Genomic DNA, 23563 nt, shown 5'->3' with positions numbered 1-23563 from the left:
TCAGTGCTCCCTGATGAGCTGGGCGTAGGCGCCACCGGCTGCGGACAGGTCGTCGTGCGTCCCGCGCTCGACCACGTCGCCCCGGCTCAGTACGACGATTTCGTCACTGTCGCGAATGGTGCTCAGCCGGTGTGCCACGACGACCGTGGCGCAGCCGTGGCGGCGGATGTTGTTCATGATCAGGAGTTCGGTCTCGGCGTCCAGGGCACTGGTCGCCTCGTCCAGGACGAGCAGGCGCGGCTTGCGGACCAGCGCTCTGGCGATCTCCAGGCGCTGGCGCTGTCCGCCCGAGAAGTTGCGGCCGTCCTCCTCCACCCGGGCGTAGATACCGCCCGGACGCGAGGACACCACGTCGTACACCGCGGCGTCCCGCAGTGCGGCGATCACCTGGTCGTCGGAGATGGAGGTGTCCCACAGTGTGATGTTGTCCCGCACTGTCCCCTCGAACAGGAAGACGTCCTGGTCGACGAAGCCCACCGAGGCGCTGAGCACCTCCGGCGCGATGCCGTCGCGCGGCAGACCGTCGATGTGCACCGAGCCCTCCCAGGGCCGGTACAGGCCCGAGATCAGGCGCACTGCGGTGGACTTGCCGCTCCCCGAGCCTCCGACCAGCGCGATCTGCCTGCCGGGGCCCACCGAGAAGGAGAACTCGCTGACCAGCGGCGTGTCCAGCGGGTTGTAGCCGAAAGTGACCGCGTCGAACGTCAGGTTGCCGGTAAGTCGCCCGGCCGGGGCTCCGGAGGCGGCCGGGCGGGCTTCCGGCTGGTAGTTCTCCACGTCGCGCAGCCGGGTCACCTGCACGGCGAAGTCCTGGACACGCTGCGCCACGGCGATCAGCTGGGCGATCGGGCTGACGAAGGCCGAGACCAGGGCCTGGAAGGCAACCAGCAGACCCACTGTCAGATTTCCCTGCACCGCCTGGAGGCCGCCGACCAGCAGCAGCAGGGAGGTGGTGACGGACGCCAGAGCGGGAGCGACGACGGCCATGACGGCACTCGGCACGCCGATCTTCTGCTGCCCGGTGACGACGACGGACTGTTCCTTGGCCCAGCGCCGGAAGAAGGCGTTCTCCCCGCCGGTGGCCTTCATGGTCTCGATGAGTTGCAGGCCGCTGTACGAGGTGACCAGCAGCTGCGCCTCGTCGGTGGCCAGCCGGCTGACTCCGCCGGCCCTGATGCGGGCCACCGTGCGCAGCGCCACGATGTTGAGCAGGGACAGCGTCACGCTCAGCACCGTCAGCCAGGGGTCGTAGGCCCACAGCAGGCATGCGTACCCGACCACGACCAGCGCGTTGACCAGCATGCTCGACAGGTCGTTGGACAAGGTCACGGCAACCTGGTCGTTGGACTGCATGCGACTGCTGATGTCCGCCGGACTGCGCTGGACGAAGAAGTTGATGGGCAGTCTGAAGACGTGGCGCAGGAAGCGGCTGCTGTTGATCGTCGCGTTCGAGATGCGCAGGCGCAGCAGGAACGACTGACGCAGGAAGGTGAGCACCCCCGTCACCATGACGGTCGCGACCATCAGGCCGAAGAACGGCATGAGGAACGAGCTGTCGCCGCCCAGCAGGATGGAGTTGACGAACGCCCGGGTGAGGGCCGGATACGCCACGCCGACGACCGCGAGCAGCACGCTGACGTAGGTACTCAGGGCGAGCAGGCCCCCACCCCCGCGCAGCCGGGTCGGCATGCCGGCGAGGACGCCGGGGCGCCGGCCGCCGGTGCGGAACCCCTTGCCCGGCGACATGGTGAGGACCACGCCGGTGAAACTCTCGTTGAAGTCCGCGAGGTTGACGACCCGCGGCCCACTGCCGGGGTCGTTGAGGTGGACGACGTCCTTGCCCAGGCGCCGTCCGAACCCGTTGAGGACGACGAAGTGGTTGAACTCCCAGAAGAGGATCGCCGGGGGCGCCAGCTTCGACAGCGCCTCGGTGTCCATCCGGCGTCCGACCGCCACCATGCCGTAACTGCGCGCCGCCTTGAGGACGTTCGAGGCCTTCGAGCCGTCCCGCGAGACCCCGCAGGCCACCCGCAGCTCCTCCAGCGGCACGTAGCGCTTGTGGTGGGCGAGGACCATGGCGAGGCTGGCAGCCCCGCATTCCAGTGCCTCCATCTGGAAGATCACCGGTGGCTTGACGCGGCGTGCCGGACGACGCCCGAGCAGTGCCCGCAGCTTCGACGTACGGTCGGCGGTGGTAAGTACGGACATCTACGACAACACCCAGCTCATCGGTCTGACGGATGGCAAGTGCACCGAAGCGCTCACCAGCGTGCGGGAATCAATCAGATAGGGCGGGCCGGCGCGGGTGGACCAGCGGAACCCGCTCGTCGTCCCCGGTGTAGTCAGCAACTGCACGACCACCTGCATCGGTTGGCCCTGGCCGGAGAACTGTCTGGCCAGCTGATCGTCGCCGAGGAAGCTCGATATCTGCCCCTCGGTCTGGGAGAACTGGCTGAGGGACTGGACGACACCGCGCAGCACCCCGTACTGCTGGGCCGGAGCGGACCGCAGATCGAGGTCCACGCTGCTGCCCTGGGTGATGAGCCCGGCACTGCTCGTCGGTACGTACAGCACCGCGACCAGAGGATCGCTCGGACCGCTGGTGCGCTCGACCACGGCGAGCTTCGTGCCCGCGGTGACCACCTGGCCGACCTGCGCCAGGATCGCCGTGGTACGGCCGCCGCTGAAGGCGCGAACGGTCTGCAGAGTCGAGTCGACCTGGACGGTGAACAGCGGAGCCTGCGCCGGGAAGGTCGTGCCCTGCTGGGCGAAGACCCCGGTGATCTGCCCGGAAACCGGGCTGTCCAGGGTGTAACTGCCTTCACCGTAGGTGAGGATGCCGGGAACGGTGACCTGACGCGGTATGGACCCGGTGAACGCCCACAGTGTGCCGAGGGCGACGAGCACGGTGACCATGAGCAGCGCGACCAGGCTGCGCGGCCTGGCCAGCGTGGCCGCTGTCCCGAGGTCGCTGGTGGACTGGAGCTTGGCGAGAGCCTGCTCACGGAACTGCACAGTTGGCCTTCCTTCCTGGGTAATAGGCGCTGCTCGCCGGTCAGACGGACTGGAGGGTGCCGGCTGTCGAATACGCCTCGACCAGCGCCTTCTCCGTGTGGCGAAGCGCCCGGACCACGTCACCGACGGTGCTGCTCAGGTCGCGGCGCACGGGGAGGTCCGGACGGATCAGCCGCAACTGGGCCCCCACGTCGTCGCGACGCACGTAGCCGGGCTCGGTGCCCACGGCGATCGGCTTGTAGGTCGCGGCGGCGACACCGAGTTCGTAGAGCGCGATCGGCTGCTCGGGCGCCTGCTCGTTGCCCCGGGGAAACCAGAAGAGGACCACGTCGGACGCTTGCAGAGCATCGTGCTCCCAGCGCACCAGCTCGTGGCTGAACGCGCATGCGGAGACGACCCGGCTGGGGCTGAACACGGTGACGGGGCGATCGGTCCCCGCCCGGCTCCACTGGTCGGCGAGCGCCTCGATCGCCGGCTGCCGCCAGTCGGGGCAGTTGCGCATGCCACCGGCCAGGAACACCGTCAGCGCGTCCGGTGCGGAGGGGACTTGCTCCAGAGATCCGACGACCTGGAGAGGCGATCCGTTCACAGCACAATCTCCTCTACGCGACGGAAGGGCTCTGTGTCACCGCGCCGCTGTACGCACGGCTTCGGACTCCGGACCTCAGGTACCCGGTGCCCTCCATCGCGCCGGGCGCGACGTCGAGCCGTTGAACGACGGGGTTGCGTTTTCCCTGGCCGCTGAGGACGAACGTGCCCGTCGCGGATAGCCGAAGGTGAAAACCCCGGCCGTCGCCGAAGTACGAGGCGAGGTCACGGTTGATGGACTCGACGCACCTGTGGGCTTCGTCGGTCGCCTGCGGCACGATGAGGTGCAGGACGCCCGGGCGGTCCTGGAGGACCTGGAAGTCCGCCAGCCCCGCGTTGGACAGTGCGGCCAGCAGTGCGTAGGGCGAGTAGACGCGGCCGTCGATTCCCACCAGGGTGGCCTTCGAGCGGCCGACCAGCGAGTCGACCGCGGTCCCGGGCAGACCGCAGCCGCAGACCGTCGCCGGGGCGCACAGATCGCCCGTGACGTAGCGGATCACCGGCATCACCCGGGTGAGGAGTCCGGTGAGGACGATGCTCCTCAGCGCCGCGTCATCGGGGTAGGGCAACAGTTCGGGGGTGACGAAGTCGTCCTGGAAGTGCAGGTTCCCCTGTCGGCACTCCCAGGCCGCGGTCCCGGTCTCGGAGGTCACGTAGACCATCGTGACGGGGCACTGGAAAGCCTCCTCGATCATCCGGCGCCCCTCGTCGGCCAGATGCTCGTACGAGGCGACCACGGCTCCCGGTCGCAGGTGGACCCCCCGGTCCAGGCAGTACCGCGCCAGGCTCACCAGCCGACTCGAGGTACCGACGATCCGGTCGACGGGGAAGGCCCCGACGACCGCCGCGTAGGTCTCCACGATGACGGGGGAGGACGGATCGAAGCCCCGCAGGTTGCACCGGACGTACGGACGGGGCAGGTAGCCGGCCTCGACCAGCGGGGTTCCCTCGAAGTGGAGCCCCAGGTTCAGTTCGGTGCCGGTGTCGGGCAGCCCGAGGTAGCGATTGAGCCGCTCGGCGATCACCAGGGTGGAGCGTCCGCCGGTCTCCGTGGTCGAGAGCAGCCGCACCGGCTGGCCGGTGCTCCCACTGGTCTCGTGAATGAAGTAGCGGCCCGCTTCCATTCGACCGGTCTCGTCCCTGCTGATCGAGTCGATGAATCGATCGTGCAGATCCGCCTTGTGGGTCAGCGGGAAATCCCTGAGCGCCGGCTCGGCGTGGTCCTGCAACGGCCGGTAGCGGGGCACCGTCGCGCGGGCGTGGGCCAGGATCCGGTCAAGTCGTTCGGCGGCCGTCGCGCTGTCGAACTCGACGAGCTCCTCGATCTCCGCCCGCTTCTGCGCATAACGGGACGACTTCAGGAAGCGGTTCAGCTTCTCGCCGATTTCCGCCACTTCACGCTTTGTGTCGGACACATTGTTCTGCATCACGGGCTACCCCTCCTGGCCGGTGCCGGACGATCTCGCCTGCCGTGCGGCCGCGTTCCGGGCCCGGGGCCCGGAACGCGGCCGGAAACGGCAGTGTCAGATCACGCCGGGCTTCTCGCCGCCGGCGATCCCCTCCAGGTCCTCGTCCCGGAACTCGTCGTCCTCGACCACGTCGGCCGTCGGGTTCAGGTTTTCCTTCTCGCCCATCGAAAATCCTCCTGCTCGTCGCGAAACACCGATAAATGATGCCGGAGAGCACTCTCGACTCCGCTCGGTGATGTCGTTGACGATATTTCCGGGCGACGGAGTCCGGCAACCTCCACGGTGAATTGCCACCAAGGTGCGCAGGGCATCGCCGCACGTTTGCAGCGATCCGTGTCATCGAGCCCGGTTCGTGCTTTCCGGCAGGCCGAGATTGCCCCGGAGTGTGTCGGACTCGTACTCCGCGGGGAGAACTCCGCGCGACTGGAGCTCGGGCACCACGTGCTGCACGAAGCTGTCCAGCCCGCCGGGGGCCTGGTCGGGGACGATGATGTAACCGTCGCAGGCCGCTGCCTCCACCTGCTCGATCATCGCGGTCGCGATGTCGGCCGGGGTCCCCGCCAACGCCTTCGTATCCGTGACCAGCGCGACGAGCTGTCGGATCGACAGTTTCCTCGACTCTGCGACCTGTCGAAGGAACGCCGCGCGAGCGGCTCGCCGCTGTGCGTCCGCGCCGGTCGGTCGTCCGGCGATGAATCCCGCGCCGTCCGGGTCCGGGTCGATGTCGGGCAACGGGCCCTCGGGGTCGTAGCCGGAAAGATCACACCCCCAGAGTTGCTCCAGGTAGTAGATCGCCATTTCCGGCGTCACGATGTCCAGACGTCTCATCCGCGCCAGTTCCTCGGCGTCCGCCCGTGACTGCCCGACCACGTAGGTGATCGCCGGCATGATCTTCAGCTGCCCCGGGTCACGGCCGTGGCGCGCGAGCCTGCCCTTGACGTCGGCGTAGAACTCGCGGCCGGCGCGGCCCTTCTTCCTGCTGTAGATGACGTCCGCGTGGGCGGCGGCGAACTCCCTTCCCTGCTCCGAGTCCCCGGCCTGCATCAGGACCGGCTCGATGCCGTCGCACGCGGTGGCAGCGGGCCCCTCGGCGTGGAAGTGGCGTCCCTCGTGGGCCAACGGCAGGCTGCCCCCTGTTCCGCCGGCACTCCACATCGAGCGGCACAGCTGGACGAACTCCGCGGCGCGCTCGTAGCGTTGGGCATGAGGGAGGAAGCCGCCGCGACGGAAGTTCTGCCCGGTCCAGGCATCCGAGGTCGTCACGGCGTTCCAGCCCACCCGCCCGTCCGAGAGATGGTTGACGGTGGCGAGCTGGCGCGCGATGTCGTAGGGCTCGTTGAACGTGGTGTTGACGGTGGCCACCAGGCCCAGCTTGTCCGTGACGGCCGCGACGGCGGAGATGATCGTCAGCAGATCGTGCCGACCGGCCACGCCGATCTCGGTCACCTCGCCGGCCCGCTCGGGCAGCCGGAGATCGTCGGCGAGCAGCAGGTAGTCGAACCGGCCGAGTTGGGCGGTCCGGGCCAGGCCGGCGATCGCGGCGAAGTCGATCTGGCTGCCCGGCCGGCCGCCCTTCCATACCGTCGTGGTGGGATTGACCGGGAAGAGAACGCCCAGATGGACTCGGCGCGGTCCAACCTTCACTGTGGGCTTCCTTTACTGAGGGGCTACGGAACCATGCTGTTGGGCGCCTTGTGCGGCAGCCCCAGGCGCTCACGGAAACTGCGGCAGCCCTCGCCCCAGGGGGAGACAAGGCGGCGCGTGCGCAGTTCGGGAACGGCTTCGTCGACGAAGCGGGTCAGTTCCGTGGTCACATCGGCGAACACCAGACGGAACCCGTCCACCAGGCCCGTCCGCACTCGCGCTTCGAGGAAATCGGCGAACTCGCGGACGCCCCCGATGTCCGCGGCGCCGCTCGCCCCCCACGCCCACTGGCCGGCCGGCAGCCCGCGGCAGTCCACGAACAGGTCCGCGATGATCCTGGTTCCGCCCCGGAGCCTCGGACGGGCGCCCGCCACCCGCTCCAGGCGGCCGAAGACCATGTCCGCGCGGGCGGCCAGCGGAAGGTCGTCGCCCGAGCCGATCCGCACCGCCGTCACCGGATGTCCCTGCGGCGGCCGCGGGACGATCCCCGGGCCCTTCACCCGGAAGTACCTGCCCTGATGGTCCACGGGGCGGATCTTGGCGCTGTCCAGGAAGCGTCCGGTAGCGGCGTCGCGGATTTCGGCACCGTCCTCCCAGCTGTCCCAGAGCAGGGAGACCACCTCGACGAACTCGACAGCCTCCTCGTACAAGCCGCAGCGGTCGCGGGGAGAGCGGTGCCCGAAGAGCTGTGCTTCCTCGGCGCCCGCGGACACCTGCACGCACCATCCCGCACGTCCTGAGCTGACGTGGTCCAGCGTGGCCAGGGCCTTCGACACGTGGAAGGGCTCGGCATAGGTCACGGTCGCCGTCGCGACGAGCCCGATCGAGGTGGTCTGCGGCGCGACGTAGGCCAGCGTGGCCACCGGGTTCAACCTGCTCTGGCAGACCCGCTGCCGGTCCGGCGCGGAGTCCGCCCGGGAGGTGAGGGCTTCGCCCAGCGTGACGAAAACCAGCGATCCCCGCTCGGCCAGTTTCGCGGCCCGCGCGCAGTCGGACGCGGAGGGCACCGGCCGGGAGGCGGGCCGTGCGGATTCTGGTTCGCCGATCTCCACGCCCAGGAACACGGGGCAACTCCACACTCACAGGTTTTCGGACCGTCCGTCTTTTTGCGCAACCCTAGTGCGGCTGTCCGACGGTCACAAGGAATCAGGCCGCTGGCACGGATTCATGGACATCTCCCCGCAGGATGACACCGATTGATGCCGGGGTGACGGCAGTTCGAGGTGGTCGCGCAGGGTTTCGCCGGTGTAGTCGGTGCGGAAACTGCCGCGTTCCTGCAACTCGGGGACCACTCGGTCGACGAATTCGTCCAGGCCCCCGGGGGCGTACGCGGGTACCAGGACGAATCCGTCCGCGCCGCCCGAACGGACGTAGTCGGTCATCTGTTGTGCCACCCCGGACGGGGTGCCGACGAAGGGCATTCCGCCGGTCAGTTTCATCACCAGCTCCCGGATGCCGAGGCCGTGTGCGGCGGCGTAGGCCCGCCATTTCCGTGCCCGCGTCGACCTGACCTCGGCCCCCGCGATACCGGACCACTCGGAGGGGTCCGGTGCGCGCTCCGGGGCGGTCTCGGGCAGCGGCCCCTCGGGATCGTAGGACGACAGCGCACGCCCCCAGGTGCGCTCCAGGTAGCAGATCGCCAACTGCGGGCTGATGGCCAGCTCCTGAGCAGCGCGTGCGTTGTCCCGAGCCTCCTCGTCGGTGTCGCCGAGAGCGAACGTGACCCCGGGCATGATCTTCACCTGCCGGGGGTCGCGACCTTGCCGGGCCGTACGACTGCGGATGTCGGCGGCGAAGGCGTGACCTGCTGTGCCGAGGTGCCGGCTGTAGACCACATCCGCGTACGCGGCGGCGAACTCCCGGCCCTGCTCGGAGTCGCCGGCCTGAATGGTGGGTGGGCACCCCTGGGGTCCGGCCGGGACGGTGAACTGCCCGCCGATGCGGAACTGGGGACCGTCGTGCCGGTACCGGGTGGGACCGTCCGCGTCCCAGCTGCGCCACATGGTCCGGGCGGCGCGGACGAACTCGGCCGCCCGCTGGTAGCGGTCGGCATGCGGAAGGTAGCCGCCACGGCGGAAGTTCTCGCCGGTCCAGGCGTTGGACGTGGTGACGACGTTCCACCCGCACCGGCCGTCGGAGAAGTGATCCAGCGAGGCCAGTCTTCGGGCGACGTCGAAGGGTTCGTTGAAGGTCGCGTTGACGGTCGGGACCAGCCCGATTCGCTCGGTGACGGTGCTCAGGGCTGACAGTACGGTGACCTGATCGAATTCTCCGGCGGTGCCCACTTCGGAGATGGCACCGCGGTGTTCGGCCAGCCGGGGGTAGTCGGCGAGGAGGAAGAAGTCGAAGAGACCGCGCTCCGCCGTGTGAGCCAGGCCGCTGAAGGTGGCGAAGTCGCTGTGGTCACCGGATCGCGGGTCACGCCAACCGGCCGACTGATTGGCGGGGAACAGGGCCGCCAGGTGCATCGCCTTGCCGGTACTGCTCATGGTGAGACGGATGCCTTTCGGAGCGGGAACACACCGGGCGCCCGGGCGGGCAGGCCGAGCCGCTCGCGCAGCGAACCGCCCGGTGCGCCGGACCGGGCGGGGTGACGCCGGCGCAGGAGTGGGACGACCTCATCGACGAAGCGCTCGACGGCACCCGGGAGCGCGGCGGTTCGCACGTGGAATCCGTCGACGACCCCGCACGCGTACACGGCATCGAGCCGAGCGGCGAGTTCGGCGGCGCTCGCGTCGAGGAGCATCTCGACCTCACCGAGGATCCGGACACCCGCTCCCACGCGTGTTCGTACCTGCTGCGCCTGGTGCACCTCGGTGAACACCAGGTCGGCGCCGGTGGCGGCAGCCGACGAGGAGCGCGGGTCGAAACCGGTCGCGAGCACGGGATGGCCCTGCGGTGGCCGCGGCACGACGGCCGGGCCCTTGATACGGAAGTGCTGCCCCACGTGGTCGATATGACGGATTCTGGCACGGTCCAGGAAGCGGCCGCTCGCGGTGTCGCGGATGACCGCGTCGGCCTGCCAGCTGTCCCACAGTGCGGTGACCACCTCCGTGAACTCGTCGGCCTCCGAGAGCAGGTGACCGATCCCTGCCAGGGGCTCGGGGCCGAAGTGCGCGGCTTCGGCTGCCGAGGCCGCCACCCGCGGGCGCCATCCCGCCCGGCCGTGGCTGAGGTGATCGAGCGTGGCCAGCGCCCGGGCCACGTGGAAGGGCTCGGCGTACGTGGTCGTCAGGGTCGCCACCAAGCCGATCGTGCGGGTCGCCGGTGCGACGGCGGCCAGCGCGGTGACCGCGTCCGGCCGGCCGTCCGGCACCGGGGTCAGGGCCGGTGAGTCGTCGAGCGTGACGAAGTCCAGCCCTGCCCGCTCGGCCACGACGGCACGTTGGGGCAGGTGTCGCCACCCGACACCGCCGATGGCCGCACCGAGCAACATCCGGGCTCCTTACGAACGTTGTGCACAGGGGACCGGGCGGCCCCGCGCCGGGGTCGCCCTCAGGCCCGCAGCCTAGGCCGGGAGACCACCGGTGGTTCGCCCCCACAGCCGAATGGCACGGCTCCCGGCCACTGCGGCACAAATCGGTGGAACGGTTCGGCTTCAGCTGTGCAGACAGCCGAGCAAGTGTCGGAGATTTCTTGTGCCCCTTGTTCTGTGCGTCCTAGGTTCGCATCGTCTCACCGAGAGAGGGGCTGCCGGGAATTCCCCCGAGCCCTTTCCGTCGGAACACCCTGGCACCCTTGGGAGTAGTCATGAGCGACATCCAGAACATCACCCCGGAGAACGCGTCGGACGAGTTCAGCACCGAGTTCAGCACCGAGGTCGGCGACGAGGACCTGGAGGCCATCTCGGGTGGCGAGTACGTCATCTGACGTCCGCTCCCCCGGTCGGGTGCCGGCCCTTGTCGCAGGCATCCGACCGTTCGTCCGTCCGCACCCGTGGCGGAAAGCGCCTCCCGGCACCCGTCAGCCTCGGCCCCGCTACAGAAGGCCACTCCCCGATGGAAACACTCCGGTCCCTGGTGGGCGACCCCGCGCCGTTCCTGGAGACGGTGTGGCGTCGCCATGCCCGTCTGCTGCGCCCGCCGACACCACCCGCCCCACCGGTCACCCTGGCAGACGTCGACGCCGCCCTGGCCTCGGGCCTGCTGCGCCGCCCCTACCTCGAACTCGTCTCCAGCGGAAAGCCGCTGGACCAGGGCGACTACACCAGCGCCCGCAGCGTCATGGGCCACGACTTCGGCGGCTACGCCGACACCGCCAAGGTGCTGCGACAGCTCGATGCCGGCGCCACCTTGCTGATGCGCAACATTGAGCACTGGCACCCCGGGGCGGCCGCACTCACCGACCGCCTCGGCGCCGAACTGGACCGACGCGTCGAAGCCTTCCTCTTCGTCACCCCGCCCGGCCGGCAGGGGCTGGCCCCGCACCGGGACGACGCGGACGTCTTCGTGCTGCAACTGCACGGCAGCAAGCGGTGGCAGGTTCACGCGGCGCCCGAGGACGGGCACTGGGAGGCCGCCCCGGAGCCGGACCCGGGCCCCGTGCGGCTGGAGACCACGGCGCAGGCCGGCGAGGTGCTCTACATCCCCCGCGGTGCACCGCACTCGGCCGTCGGCCACACCGCCGGCCTGTCCTTCCACCTGTCGCTGACCGTCCGCCAGCCCGGCACCGCCGACCTGCGCACCGCCCTCGCCCGCCGCCTCGACGACGGGCTCGAGCTGCCTCGCCTCCCGGTGGACCGGGCAGAGCTGCGCCGCACCGCGGCCGAGCTGCTCGACCACTACCGGGAGCAACTGGCCGCACTCACCCCGGAAGACCTGTGCGCCGCCGTGGAAACCGCCCGGCGGCCGGGGACCGGTACTGCATCACCCGACCCTGCCCGCACACTGACGAGCCTGGCTGCCGTCCTCGGGAACTGAGACCGGACGGTGGCAGCAAAGAGTGCCACCGTCCGGCCGTCCGGGATATCCGGTCGGCGGCGTATCAGGAGGACATTCCCGGAATCTCCGGAATTCCTGCGCCGGCCACCAGCGCATCCAGTTCCTCCTCCGCGAGATCCCGCGCCTCGAGCCGATCGGGGTGGGGTACGAACAGCGTGAGCCGGCCACTGACGGCTGCCTCCTCCCACGACCGGATCTGGGCAGCCATCACCTCCGACACCGCGGGCCGGTCACGGACGACGACCACGGCCGTTCCGGCCGGCACGTGAATGCCGTGCTCGGCGAGCAGGAGACGCGGGTCCCGGGTCAGAAGCCGTTCCTGGCCCGGATCGGACCACACGGCGGCCAGCACCGCGCTGTAGCCGGAGGCGAAAGCGGTGCGTTCGGTGGAGTGCATGGCTCGGTCCTCTGCTCTCTGGTCCAGTTGCTCGGGTGATTCCGGGCCCCGAGCGGCCACTCTTCGCAATCTCATGTCGGCTCCTGAGCGTCGGGCGGGCAGGAGCCGAGGGCGAACTCGGCGATGGCCGGCTCGGCCAGCGTGTCCAGACCGGCCAGCGCGGAGAAGGAGGCGGCGTCACCCGCGCCAAGGGCGCAGGGAGCCAGGCCCATGTCCGTGGCGACCAGATACATCCAGGCGGTCAGGATCCCGGCGTCCTTGAGCGCCAGCGCGTACGGGATCCCCTCGTACTTGCGCATCAACGGTTCGACCCGGGCGGTGATCACGAACAGGACCTGCGGCGGGCCCGGCATGGTGGCCGTCGCACGGGCGAACGACAGCATCCGTTCGGTCTCGGGCCCGGGCGCGGCAACCGTCGCCAGACGGTGGTGCACGGAGTCGTAGTGGTAGAGGCCGCCCGGCAGGCCTGCGCACCGTGAGACCAGGGGATAGATCTCCAGCTCGCCGAGACCGCCCGCGCCCGGATAGGGCCGAACATCGGTCAGCCGGCCCTCGCAGTCGCGCAGTTCGAGGCGCTGCACCCGATGGAGGAACTCGCCGAGCTGGCCCACGGTCACCGGCCGGCTGTCGTCGTGCCGTCGCACACTGCGCCGCCGCGACATCACCGACGACAGGGAGCCGGACGCCTGGGCGACGCAAGGGGGCGTGGGCAGCGCGACCGAGGGGCGGCCGTCGACGGCGGTCCTGCGCACGAGGTCCGTCTCCAGCAGACCGCGGAAGCGGTCGGTTGCGCCGATCGGCGCCGCATGGCGCTCCGGGCGGGAGCGGTCGTGCAGCCAGAGTTCCTCCGCCGACCAGAGGGCCATCGGTGCCGCACGGGTCTCGGCCTCGGCCTCCTCCGAGGTCAGCAGGAGGCGGGCGGAGAGTAACTCGTCCAGCAGCAGTCCCGCTGCCGACCCGTCGGATCCCAGTTCCTCGGCCACTTCGCCGAGGCCGATGTCCTCCGCGCAGGCGCGGGCCAGGACGGTGGTCAGCCGGAACTGCGGGCAACTGATCCCGACGGTGCTGAGCGGCGAGTACGCCACCATCCGGCCCTGCTCAGCACGCAGCGCCGCGAACCTGGACAGCCGGTAGACCGCCCCGGGGCTGTGCCGGCGCTGCGGCGGAACGCTCTGGGCGCCGATACGACGCGGCACGACGTCCAGCACGGCACGGCCTCCGATGGAGACCCGGCGCTCCAGCCAGGAGTGCAGCAGCAGTCGACGCACCAGTAACTGGGCCGGCAGGAGCCGCGAGTCGCCCTCCAATCCGGTGACGAGCTGGGCGATCTGCAGGTCACTCAGCCAGTTCTCCACCATCCGCAACAGCACGGCGCGGCGTCCTGCCTCCAGTCCGGACAGGCGCAGCCGGTAGCGGGACTGCTCGAGGACAAGGCAGCCGCCCGGTTCCTCGGTCAACCGGGCGTCGACGCGCAGCCGGTAGCTCTCGGCCTTGACGGTGACTGTGCCTGGCACGGAATGGGTGCGGTTCACTGGGTTTCATGCTTCCGGTACTGGGACGGCCACGCGGCACGTCGGCAGGGACAGTGGACATCGGGAAGTCGCGGGCTGCCACACAGCAACTCTGCTGATGCCGACGCACCTTGACCGTAGTGCCGGCAATCCGGCCGATGCGTGGAAGGAACGAGACCGTGCCCTGCGGCAACGCACAGTTGCACGGAATCATGCTGTCGACAGGCTGTCGCGGGCAGAGAGGCCGCGCTCACCCGTTCTCGACCACCAGGTGCTCCTCGACCCAGGTGTCGGAACCGCCGTTCTCCGTGAGCAGTTCAGTGACAAGCTCACGACCCCGGTCCTCCGCAGCGGCGCGGAACGTGCTCACCAGCAGCTCCACCAACGCCTCGGTGAGCCGTGCGGTCCGGGGTCCACCGGCCGGACGGGCGGCCGGTCCCGGCGCGAACACCGGTGCGGCGGCGACGAGTTCGGCACTCGACGAGGCGACCAGCTCTTCGGCGGCGCTGGAGATCCGGTCCAGCGACCGTGCCAGACACCGCAGCGCGGCCGCAGGCGCGACTCCTGTCCGGACGAGTTCCATCGTCGCCCGCTGCACCGCCGGCCGCGCGACAGTCATCGAGCCGTCGGCCTCCCAGCCGAGCATGCCGTGCCGGTTCAGGGAGTAGAACACCGAGGGTTGGTCACGCACCGCGCGGTTGACCGCGGTGGCGAGCTGGGCTTCCTCGGCATCACGGTCCCCGGCGCCGAGGAACGCCGCAATGGACACCAGGTTGAACCCTTGGCGCTGCAGGGACACGATGTGCTGCAGGCGGCGGACATGGGTCTCGTCGTAGTAGCCGATCCGCCCCCTGCGGGCGGGCGGACGGAGCAGCTTGCGGGACTGGTGAGCACGGATGTTGCGGGGCGACATCCCCACCAGTCTGGAGACCTCCTCGACCGTGTAGGAGGCATCCGGCCGATCGGAGTGGGATACGGCCTGCGGCGGAGTTGACTCCATCTGTCGCTCCTCGGTAGTGCGATGGGTGCAGTGGGGCGAGCGTGCTGTGGCGTGACGTCGGCACTGGAGGCGCACGATGTCCGACTGCGCGCCGTGCCGGAAACCACCAAGAACACCACTCGGTAATGTGTCTCACGGACCGGAACGCCCCCGGGTTCACCAGCCCCGGACCGCTTCCTGCACCCGCTGACCTGCGCCCGCATCCGGACCACGCTCGCCGCGGGTCCGGTCAGGTCGAAGAACGCCGCTGCCGGCCGTGCCCCTGCCCAGCCCCCACCCGAGCACCGCCGCGTCCCCGACCACGCGCAGCCGCACGGTCGTTGTCATACGCCACTACAGGTAGGCCGAGCGTTGGGTGGTGTCCGGCAGCTCCAGGTGCTGAACCACGGGGTTGCGCTTGCCGCTCGCGGTGAACTGGAAGTCGTGGTGCGGGCGGTGGCGCAGGCGAAAGCCCTGCTGGGCACCGAAGTGCGCGTCGAGGCTGGTGTTGATGTCCCGTACGCGGGCTGCTGCGGCTTCCGCCGGGCCGGCGGTCACCAGGTCGAGCGTGCCTGGTTCGTACTGGACGACCTGGAAGTCCGGCAGGCCGGCCGACGCCAGCGCAGCCAGCAGCGCGTAGGGTGAGTAGGCCGATCCGTCGAGACCGACCAGGCTGGTGCGGGCCCGGCCCAGCAGACCGTCCGTCACGGTGCCGGGCAGGCCGCACCCGCAGTCGATCGGCTGGGGCGCGAGGTCGCCCGTCACATAGCGGATGACCGGCATGGGGGTGGACAGCAGAGCGGTCAGGACGATGGGGCCGGCCCCGTCGACACCGGCCGGACCGATCTCGGGCAGCACGAAGTCGTCCTGGAAGTGCATCCGCTGCCGGTCGCACTCGAAGGCCGCATAGCCGGTCTCCGACGTCGCGTACACCATGGTGACCGGGCAACCGAACGCTTCCTCGACCAGACGGCGGCCACTGTCGGGCATGTGCTCGTGGCTGGCCACGACACCGTGCGGACGCAGGACGATGCCGCGGTCCAGGCAGTACCGGGCCAAGGCGATGACGCGGCTGGAGGAACCGGCGATCTGGTCGACCGGGAAGCGTCCGACCACGGCCTCGTAATCCGCGACGATGTCGGGTGCATGGGGGTCGTATCCACGCAGGTTGCACTTGACGTACGGATGGGGCAGCATCACCGGCTGGAGAAGCGGAGTGCCGGGGCAGAGCAGTCCCAGGTTGAGGACAGTGCCACTGTCCGGCAGGCCGAGGAAGGTGCTCAACCGCTCACGGAGCACACTGTTCGACAGTCCGCCGGTCTCGGCGGTGGACAGCAGGGTGACAGGCTCTCCCGTGCTGCCACTGGTCTGAGCGAGGAAGAACGCGCCAGGTGCCATCCGGCCGGTCTCATCGCGGCTGATGAAGTCGACGAAGTGCTCGCGCAGGTCGTTCTTACGGGTCAGGGGGAAGTCACCCAGGCTCAGGTGCTCGCGGTCGCGAAAGGCGCGGTAGTACGGGACCTGTGTCGAAGCGGTGGCCAGCAGACGGTCGAGGCGCTCGCGCCCCCGGCCGGGATCGTAGGGAGCCAGGCTCTCGATCTCCTGGCGCTTCTCCCGGAACCATGCGGACGACGCCTTGCGCGTGATCCGCTCGCGCAGCCGCCGGAAGTCGTGTGCCAGATCGCTCGGCAGGTTCAACACACAGCCCTTCTCGGTCCGGTCTCCGGGTGGTGAATTCCGATGAGACGATGCGAACCTAGAGCTCCCGGCAGAAGAGCCACAAGGATTTTCCGATGCTTGCTCGGGAGCGTGTACGGCTGGGGCCGGACCCTTTCACTGATTCGTGCCGCAGTCATTCCACAGCGGTCACAGGATCTGAGGCTGTAGCCTCCTTGCGTGGTTCGCGGCTGCATGTGCGCCGACCGGGATCCCGTCGGACACCCGCAAGGAGGGAATCGTTGAGATCTGAACCTGCTGCCATGCATATCCGTCCGACGTCACCGATTCTGCCGTGGAGTCCTCTTCCGGCCATCAGGGCCGAGTTGATCGGTGATTCGGTTCCCTTCGCGAACGAGGGGCCGACCAACGGCGGCGGCGTTGTTCTTCCCGGGCAGACGAACGACAGTTCCCAGTGGGTGACGAGAGCGCAGATGCGGAGCGCCGTGCGATGCGGCGATCCCAGCGCAGTGTGGTACTACAGCGGTACCTACCAGGGGAAGTCGGTCGAGGCGGCAGCGAAGGCCACTGCCAAGAAGTACGGCGGGCGGACGATGATGATGCTGATCGAAGACCTCGACCTGTGCACCCCGTACTACTCGGACTACTCCGGAAAGGCCGCAGCCTTCTGGCGAAACGCTTCGCTGGGATTTTCCGAAGCCGCGCAGGGTGAGGTGCGGATCATTTTCGGCGACGCCGTCAGGAAGGGAAACACCTGGCAGCGGGTGGAATGCCCGACGCTCATGGTGAACCCGCACGTCACCGCCGTCCTGTGGGCCCGACCCGGCACTCTGTTCCAGAAGCTGCTGGGCAGGGGCCAGTCCGATCCGCGCCACCAACTGCCTGACGGAATCGCTCTTCAGTAGCACCCGTGCCGGGTCCCTGTAGTCCCGCATATGCGCTGCCCTGCGTTTCCGTCAACTGCTCCGATCTTCGCCAAGCGGTGTCGCCTGGACGAGGCCGTGGACATCTACCGGACACTCGGCGTGCCCTCGGAGGCGGCGCGGGCGGGCTCCCATCCGGTCCGCCGCTCTCTGCGGGCCCAGGCGCGCGCGTAGGCGATCACCAGGTGGTGGCAGGAGTAGTGGCAGGGTCCAGGCGAGGTCAGCAATGCGGCATCGACCAGCGCCTCCAGGATCCGCTCGGCCTGCGCCTCGGGCAGACCCAGCACCGCCGCGGCAGCCGAGAGGCTCCAGTCCCGCGACGCCGTCATCGCCAGCGCGTGCAGCGCCCGGGCCTGCGAACCGGTGAGCCGACCGAAAAGCCGGTCGAACGCCTCCACCAACCCCGCGCCGCCCGCCTCCAACTCACCCAGCAGGAACGCTTCGTCCGACAACCGGGCCGCAAGCGAGGCCACCGTCCAGGCGGGCCGTCTCGCCAGCCGGGTGGCCAGAGCCCGCACGGCGAGCGGCAGTTCGCCACACGCGGCGGTGAGCGCGGCGACGGCCGCCGGCTCCGCGCCCGCCCGCTCGGCGCCGAGGATCGCGCAGACCAGCCGGGCGGACTCGGCCGGCGCAAGGCCCTCCAGCCGAACGGCCGCGCTCACTCCGATCGCCGGACGCGAGCGCGCACTGATCAGCACCGCACAGCCCGCCGTACCCGGCAGCAGCCGGCTGAAGTCCGTAGCATCGCCCACATCGTCCAGCACCACCAGGACGGACCGGCCGGCCAGGGCGGACCGGTACAGGGCCGCGCGCTCGGCGACACCCCCGGGGACCCGGTCCGCGGGCACCCCGAGCGCCGTCAGGAACCCCGCCAGAACCTCACCCGCACCCACCGGCGCCTCGGTGGAGCCGCGCAGGCAGGCCCACAACTGCCCGTCGGGGAAGTCGGCGGCGATCGCGTGCGCGACCGAGACGAGCACGGTGCTCTTGCCGACCCCGCCCATCCCCGTGACCAGCCCCACGGCATGGCCGCCGGCCCGCACCGCGGAGGTCAGCCGCGCGATCTCCTCCTCCCGCCCGACCAGGTCCGCCGGTGGCGAGGGCAGTTGGCGGGGCGAGGGCAGTTGGTCCGGCAGGGAGGGCAGTTGGTGTGACGGGCAGGGCAGTTGGCCTGAGTGGGAGGGCAGTTGGCGTGGCGGGCAGGACCGTTCGCCTGACAGGGAGGGAAGTTGGCGTGGTGGAGGCACGGAGGCCTCAGCCCCGCCGAACACCTCGATGCCGACCGGTGCGCTGCGCGGTTGCGGATCGCACCCGCGCAGAATGGCCTGCTGGACCGCGGCGAGGTCGGCACTGGGATCGATCCCCAGCTCCGTCGCCAGAAGCCCGCGCACCCGATGGAACACCTCCAGCGCCTCGGCCTGCCGGCCACACCGGAACAGCGCCATCATCCGCAGCGCCTGGAGGCGCTCGGCGAACGGGGTGAGCTCACAGGCCGCCGCCAGATCCGCCAGGATCTCCGCGTGGCGACCGAGCACCAGTTGGCACTCGAACCACTGGAGCCGCGCCCGCTCACGGCGCTGCGCCAGCACCTCGCGCTGGCGCTCGCAGAGCGGGCCGATCGCGCCGACCAGCGCGGTGGCGCCGTGCCACAGGCCCAGCGCCGCCTGCAGACGCGCCGCGTCAACCGAGGCGTCGCCGAGCAGCGGCGCACCGGCGAGCCGCTCGAACTCCAGCGCATCCACGGCAGTCCGGGGCACATTCAGGGCGTACCCCCCGCCGACCCGCACGATCAGCTCCGGACCGAGGACCTTCCGCAGCCGCAGCACATAGGTGGTGATCATGGATCCCGCGCTGCGCGTCGGGCTGTCCCCGTACAGGCCGTCGATGAGCTCGTCCACCCCGACCGACCGCCCCGCCTGCAACGCCAGCGCGGCGAGCAGCGCGGTCTGGGTCGGCGACATCGCCGGCAGGCGCTCCTGATCCGTCATCACCTCCGGCACACCGAGCAGCGCGAAGCACCACCGGAGCCCGGCCACGGCCGAGCCCCGGGCCGACGCGCTCGGCCGCTCCCCCTCCCGGGGAAACGCGCTGACCTCCCCCGCCCGCCAGGCAAATCCCGTGCTCGTCGCCGGCGACATCCCGCCCCACCTTCCCTCTCCGCTCGACCGCCCGATACGCATCGCACCGGCCGGTCCTTGGTCCGGACGGATGCTGTCAGGACCCGATCGACAGACCATTGACGGAACGGGAAACCCGCACGCAGGCACTCGGCCGCGCCGCCGGCGGTGGGCAGCTCACCGGTCGTGCCTCAGGCCGGCGACCTGCCGCGGAACCGGTGGGTGGTCCAGGAACGGTGTGCCGCCAACGTGGGGGCGGCCGGTGCGCCGGGCCGGGACACGGCCGACGGGCCGTCCGGAGCGGACGGCCCGTCAGTTTGCCCCGTGCCGGTCACGGGGCCAGGTCCTCCGGGTGCCGCCAGCTCATCAGGCGGGCTCCGTCCGGCGGGGAGTCCACGATGTTCTGCCCGAAGACCCGGTTGATCGAGCTTCCCCCGGTCAGCGAGATGTCGGCGCCGTAGACGTGCAGGGAGACCGCGCGACCGATGCCGCCGTTCGACACCCGGTGGATGTCCTCGTCGGGCGGTACGAGGAGCTGCACCCGGCCGGTGGAGCAGGTGGTCCGGCCGGCCGGCACCAGCACCCTGCGACCGGAGCGGGGGAGCCGCCACAGCCGGTACGCCTCGTCCACCTCGATGCCCTCCAGCACACCTGACACACACCAGGAGACGTGGTCGTGTATCGGGGTGGACTGCCCGGGCAGCCAGGTCAGGGCCACCACGGAGTGCGTCCGTCCGGCGTGCAGCAGACGCTGCGCGTATCCGTCGGTGTCACCGGCGCACAGGTCATCGGGAACGATCAGCCCGGCCCGCAGGTACTTGCGCAGGGTGTCCGCGGTGAGCTGGGCGGTCAGAACGTCCGCGGCAGCGTAGCGCGCGAGGTCGGCGAGGAACTCGTCGAGGTTGGAGCCAGGTTTCACGGTCTACTGCCCCACCCCGGTGAGCGCGCGGACCTCGAACTCCTCGAAGCCGTGCCGGTCCGACTCCTCGTCGCGACGGCGGCGGCTGCCGACCAGGGAACCGAGGACCGCGGCCGCGAACCCGATCGGGATCGAGATGACGCCCGGATTCTGCAGCGGGATCGGTGCGCTGGTGGTGCAGGAGATCAGCGCCGTGGCGTTGCCGACCTGCTTGCTGGACGCCGCCACCCCGCAGTCCTTCGCCTGCGTGGCCGTCAGCTTCACGGCGGGGACCGTGCCGGTCGCGCCGCCCCAGCAGATCGGGGAGAGCAGCACCAGGCCGATCGCGCTGACCAGGCCCGCGTAGATGCCGCACTTGGCGCCGAAGGTGGTGAAGCGCCGCCAGAACAGGGTCAGCAGGATCGCCGGCAGGTTGGCCGAGGCCGCGATGGCGAAGGCCAGGGCCACCAGGAACGCCACGTTGAGGTCCCTGGCGAAGATCGACAGGGCGACCGCGACCGCGCCGATGACCACGGCGGCGAGCTTCGCCGTGACCAGCTCCTGCCGCTCCGTGGCCCTGCCCTTGCGAATGACGCTGGCGTACAGGTCATGGGCGAACGACGACGAGGAGGTCAGGGTGAGCCCGGCGACGACCGCCAGGATGGTGGCGAACGCGACCGCCGCGATGAAGGCAAGCATCAGGGAGCCGCCGGTGGTGCCCGCGCCACCGCCGAGGTGCTCGGCCAGCAGGGTGGCGGCGGTGTTGCCGGACGGATCCTTCTCCTTGATCGTCGCCGTGCCGACCAGCGCGGCCGCGCCGAAGCCGAGCACCAGGGTCATCAGGTAGAAGACCCCGATGATGCCGATCGCCCAGTTCACCGACTTGCGTGCGTCGCGGCCGGTCGGCACGGTGTAGAAGCGGACCAGCACGTGCGGCAGCGCCGCGGTGCCCAGCACCAGGGCGGTGCCGAGGCTGACCAGGTCGAGCTTCGACCAGCCGTCGGTCGCCCCGTACTTCAGGCCGGGCTGGAGGAAGGCGTCGCCCTTTTTGGACGCGGTCGCGGCGTCCCCGAGCAGGTGGCTGACGTCGAACCCGTACTTCGCCAGCACCCACAGGGTCATCGTGGCCGCGCCGGCGATCAGCAGCACAGTCTTGACGATCTGCACCCAGGTGGTGCCCTTCATCCCGCCGACCGCAACGTAGACGATCATCAGGGCACCGACCCCGACAATGGTCCAGATCTGCGCGGAGGCGCCCTTGACGTCGAGCAACTGCCCCACGATCGTCGCCGCGCCGACCATCTGCGCGATCAGGTAGAAGATCGAGACCACGATGGTCGACACGCCCGCGGCGGTCCGCATCGGCCCACTGCGCAGCCGCGCGGCCAGCACGTCGGCCATGGTGAACCGCCCGGTGTTGCGCAGCAGTTCGGCGACCAGCAGCAGCGCGAGCAGCCAGGCGACCAGGAAGCCGATCGAGTAGAGGAAGCCGTCGTACCCGGAGAGCGCGATGATCCCGGCGATGCCGAGGAAGGAGGCCGCGGACAGGTAGTCGCCCGAGATCGCGATCCCGTTCTGCAACGCGGAGAACTGGCCGCCGCCGGTGTAGAAGCCTCCGGTGCCCCGGGTGCTCCGCCGCGCCCAGAGGGTGATACCGAGTGTCACCGCCACCAGGGCGGCGAACAGGCCGATGGTCAGGCCCTTGTTTGATGCCGACTGCGCCGCTGCCGCGGCGAGCGGAAGGTACTGTGTCATGCCTGGTTCTCCGTCAGTTCCTGGTCGCCGCCGCGGCCGGCCGGGGCCGGGGCGATCGGATGGGACACCGCCACGCTCCGCAGGACATCAGCCAGCGGGTCCAGCCGCCGAGCGGCGAACCGGCCGTAGGCGAGGGCGATGCCGAAGGTCGACACGAACTGCAACAGTCCGAAGACCAGGGCGACGTTGACGTTCCCGACGACCTTGGTCGCCATGAAGCCGCGGGCATAGGCCGAGCAGAGTACGTACGCCAGGAACCAGAGCAGGAACGCCGCCGTCACCGGGAATACGAACCTGCGGTAGGCGGCACGCAACTCGGTGAATCGCGGATCGTCGCCGATCCAGGGTGTGTCACGGCGCGACGACGCGGCCGGGTCGATCATGTGAGTCCTTCTGAGCAGTGCGGAACTTGCCGATGGACCGACCGTAGAAGTCCATGGTCTACGAGCGATCAACAAGCGGTCAGCGCCGGCCACGGCCCTCTCAAGGGGCTCTCAGACGTCGAACTCGGCGGCCTGCCATGACTACGGAGCGGGCGGTGCGGCTGACCCCCGCTCGCGCCGGGAGGACAGCATCAACCAAAACGTGGAGGGACGAATGGACCGGCTGACCCCCGCGCGAGCGGGGTGGTCCGCATACGAGCCATAGCCTGGGCGCCTGGGGCCCCAGTAGCCTCGGGAGGCCCGAACCCCCACGTGTGACGTCGCCATTCGTGGTCGTGGGGTGGGTGTCAGGCGAGGGGGGTCGTGAGGCGGGGGTGGGGCGGGGTGGTGAGGGAGGGGTCGAGGAGGACGGGCTCGGCGGTGCGGGCGGCGGCGAGGTGGTGGGGGTTGAGACGGGCGACGGCTACGGCGGGGGCGGTGGGACCCGCGTCGGTGAGGAGGGTGCCGTCCGGGTTCCAGACGGCGCTGCCGCCGCAGCCGTGGAAGGGGCCGCTGGGGGCGCAGTGGTTGGCGAGCAGGGTATAGCTGGTGTTGTCCAGGGCACGGGCCGGGAAGACGACGGCGCGCTGGTGGACGCCGGTGCCCTGGCCGAACATGGCGCCGACGAGGTAGGCGTGGCAGCCGTCGAGGGCGGCGGCGCGGGCGTGTTCGGGGAAGCCGGAGTCCCAGCAGATGCCCAGGCCCAGGCGCCAGCCGTCGAGGGTGAGGGTGCAGCCGCTGGTGCCGGAGCTGAAACCGGCGGCACGCTCGGTCGGTGTGGCGTGCTGCTTGTCGTACTGGACGGCGAACCGGCCGTCGCGATCGAGGACCAGGGCGGAGATGTGCAGGCGCCCGGTGGCGGGGTCGCGGGCCGGGGCTCCGGCCACCACCGCGGTGCGCGTGTCGGCGCAGGCCGCGGCGAGGGGGTCCAGGCGGGGGTCGGCCGCGTCAAGGGTGTGGCTGTCGGGATCGGCGGCGATGCCCGCGAGCTCGTAGCCGGTGAGGAAGAGTTCCGGCAGGACCAGCAGCTCCGCCCCCTCGGCAGCCGCGCGACGCAGCAGGTCGGCGGCTGCGGCGACGTTCGCGGGGATGTCCAGCGCGGCGCAGGCGGCCTGGCCGGCCGCGATCGTGAGGGGGGAGGCGGGCAGGGGGTGAAGATCATCCATGGAGGGCCAGGATAGCCCGGTGCGCGGGAGCCCATCCGGCCAGGGTGACTGGAGGGCCATGA

19 protein-coding genes are annotated in these 23563 nt (G+C 70.2%); 2 read left to right on the top strand and 17 right to left on the bottom strand.

Features of this window, described 5'->3' with window-relative positions; all coding sequences use genetic code 11:
• From ACFZB9_RS33280 to ACFZB9_RS33245, 8 genes are all read right to left on the bottom strand, one after another.
• Complete coding sequence (locus tag ACFZB9_RS33280; protein WP_391453454.1) at nucleotides 1-2208, bottom strand: NHLP family bacteriocin export ABC transporter peptidase/permease/ATPase subunit; 2208 nt, start codon at nucleotides 2206-2208, stop codon at nucleotides 1-3.
• Nucleotides 2209-3015, bottom strand: a complete 807-nt coding sequence (locus tag ACFZB9_RS33275; RefSeq protein ID WP_391453453.1) for an HlyD family efflux transporter periplasmic adaptor subunit — start codon at nucleotides 3013-3015, stop codon at nucleotides 2209-2211. It abuts the gene before it with no gap.
• Nucleotides 3016-3055: 40 nt separating this feature from the next.
• Complete coding sequence (locus ACFZB9_RS33270; RefSeq protein ID WP_391453452.1) at nucleotides 3056-3604, bottom strand: nucleoside 2-deoxyribosyltransferase domain-containing protein; 549 nt, start codon at nucleotides 3602-3604, stop codon at nucleotides 3056-3058.
• A gap of 13 nt (nucleotides 3605-3617) precedes the next feature.
• The gene (locus ACFZB9_RS33265) at nucleotides 3618-4997 is read right to left on the bottom strand and encodes a hypothetical protein (protein WP_391453450.1); all 1380 of its coding nucleotides are present in this window, start codon (nucleotides 4995-4997) and stop codon (nucleotides 3618-3620) included.
• A 411-nt stretch (nucleotides 4998-5408) separates the two neighbouring features.
• The gene (locus ACFZB9_RS33260; RefSeq protein ID WP_391453449.1) at nucleotides 5409-6716 is read right to left on the bottom strand and encodes an LLM class flavin-dependent oxidoreductase; all 1308 of its coding nucleotides are present in this window, start codon (nucleotides 6714-6716) and stop codon (nucleotides 5409-5411) included.
• Between the two features lie 23 nt (nucleotides 6717-6739).
• A complete protein-coding gene (locus tag ACFZB9_RS33255) occupies nucleotides 6740-7780 on the bottom strand; it encodes an LLM class flavin-dependent oxidoreductase (protein ID WP_391453448.1) in 1041 nt (346 codons plus the stop codon).
• A 72-nt stretch (nucleotides 7781-7852) separates the two neighbouring features.
• On the bottom strand, nucleotides 7853-9205 hold the full coding sequence (locus ACFZB9_RS33250) for an NtaA/DmoA family FMN-dependent monooxygenase (protein ID WP_391453447.1): 1353 nt from the start codon (nucleotides 9203-9205) through the stop codon (nucleotides 7853-7855).
• Nucleotides 9202-10152: an LLM class flavin-dependent oxidoreductase gene (locus ACFZB9_RS33245; RefSeq protein ID WP_391453446.1), complete on the bottom strand. Its 951-nt coding sequence runs from the start codon at nucleotides 10150-10152 to the stop codon at nucleotides 9202-9204. The genes ACFZB9_RS33250 and ACFZB9_RS33245 overlap by 4 nt, the downstream gene beginning before the upstream one ends.
• 562 nt (nucleotides 10153-10714) lie before the next feature.
• On the opposite strand from ACFZB9_RS33245, the gene ACFZB9_RS33240 reads away from it, so the two are divergent.
• On the top strand, nucleotides 10715-11635 hold the full coding sequence (locus ACFZB9_RS33240) for a JmjC domain-containing protein (RefSeq protein ID WP_391453445.1): 921 nt from the start codon (nucleotides 10715-10717) through the stop codon (nucleotides 11633-11635).
• Between the two features lie 64 nt (nucleotides 11636-11699).
• Here the strand turns inward: ACFZB9_RS33240 and ACFZB9_RS33235 are convergent, their stop codons facing one another.
• The 4 genes from ACFZB9_RS33235 to ACFZB9_RS33220 form a co-directional block, all read right to left on the bottom strand.
• The gene (locus ACFZB9_RS33235) at nucleotides 11700-12053 is read right to left on the bottom strand and encodes a hypothetical protein (RefSeq protein WP_391453443.1); all 354 of its coding nucleotides are present in this window, start codon (nucleotides 12051-12053) and stop codon (nucleotides 11700-11702) included.
• Nucleotides 12054-12124: 71 nt separating this feature from the next.
• The gene (locus ACFZB9_RS33230) at nucleotides 12125-13567 is read right to left on the bottom strand and encodes a SagB family peptide dehydrogenase (RefSeq protein ID WP_391453442.1); all 1443 of its coding nucleotides are present in this window, start codon (nucleotides 13565-13567) and stop codon (nucleotides 12125-12127) included.
• A gap of 247 nt (nucleotides 13568-13814) precedes the next feature.
• Nucleotides 13815-14564: a MerR family transcriptional regulator gene (locus ACFZB9_RS33225; RefSeq protein ID WP_391453441.1), complete on the bottom strand. Its 750-nt coding sequence runs from the start codon at nucleotides 14562-14564 to the stop codon at nucleotides 13815-13817.
• Between the two features lie 333 nt (nucleotides 14565-14897).
• Nucleotides 14898-16244, bottom strand: a complete 1347-nt coding sequence (locus ACFZB9_RS33220; RefSeq protein WP_391453440.1) for a hypothetical protein — start codon at nucleotides 16242-16244, stop codon at nucleotides 14898-14900.
• Nucleotides 16245-16522: 278 nt separating this feature from the next.
• Here ACFZB9_RS33220 and ACFZB9_RS33215 point away from each other — a divergent pair, with 278 nt between their 5' ends.
• Nucleotides 16523-17125, top strand: a complete 603-nt coding sequence (locus ACFZB9_RS33215; RefSeq protein ID WP_391453439.1) for a hypothetical protein — start codon at nucleotides 16523-16525, stop codon at nucleotides 17123-17125.
• 104 nt (nucleotides 17126-17229) lie between these two features.
• Here the strand turns inward: ACFZB9_RS33215 and ACFZB9_RS33210 are convergent, their stop codons facing one another.
• From ACFZB9_RS33210 to ACFZB9_RS33190, 5 genes are all read right to left on the bottom strand, one after another.
• Complete coding sequence (locus ACFZB9_RS33210; protein WP_391453437.1) at nucleotides 17230-19281, bottom strand: BTAD domain-containing putative transcriptional regulator; 2052 nt, start codon at nucleotides 19279-19281, stop codon at nucleotides 17230-17232.
• A gap of 310 nt (nucleotides 19282-19591) precedes the next feature.
• The gene (locus tag ACFZB9_RS33205) at nucleotides 19592-20179 is read right to left on the bottom strand and encodes a cysteine dioxygenase (protein WP_391453435.1); all 588 of its coding nucleotides are present in this window, start codon (nucleotides 20177-20179) and stop codon (nucleotides 19592-19594) included.
• 3 nt (nucleotides 20180-20182) lie between these two features.
• On the bottom strand, nucleotides 20183-21913 hold the full coding sequence (locus ACFZB9_RS33200; protein ID WP_391453434.1) for a cation acetate symporter: 1731 nt from the start codon (nucleotides 21911-21913) through the stop codon (nucleotides 20183-20185).
• On the bottom strand, nucleotides 21910-22296 hold the full coding sequence (locus ACFZB9_RS33195; protein ID WP_391453432.1) for a DUF485 domain-containing protein: 387 nt from the start codon (nucleotides 22294-22296) through the stop codon (nucleotides 21910-21912). Before ACFZB9_RS33195 ends, ACFZB9_RS33200 begins: the two co-directional genes overlap by 4 nt.
• Nucleotides 22297-22643: 347 nt before the next feature.
• Nucleotides 22644-23501, bottom strand: a complete 858-nt coding sequence (locus ACFZB9_RS33190) for a carbon-nitrogen hydrolase family protein (RefSeq protein ID WP_391453430.1) — start codon at nucleotides 23499-23501, stop codon at nucleotides 22644-22646.
• Between the last annotated feature and the right edge of the window lie 62 nt (nucleotides 23502-23563).

It is taken from the genome of Kitasatospora sp. NPDC008050, assembly GCF_042957465.1.
GTDB lineage: Bacteria > Actinomycetota > Actinomycetes > Streptomycetales > Streptomycetaceae > Kitasatospora.
Note: the sequence above shows the minus strand (reverse complement) of the source record. Positions and strands in the feature narration are given on the sequence as shown.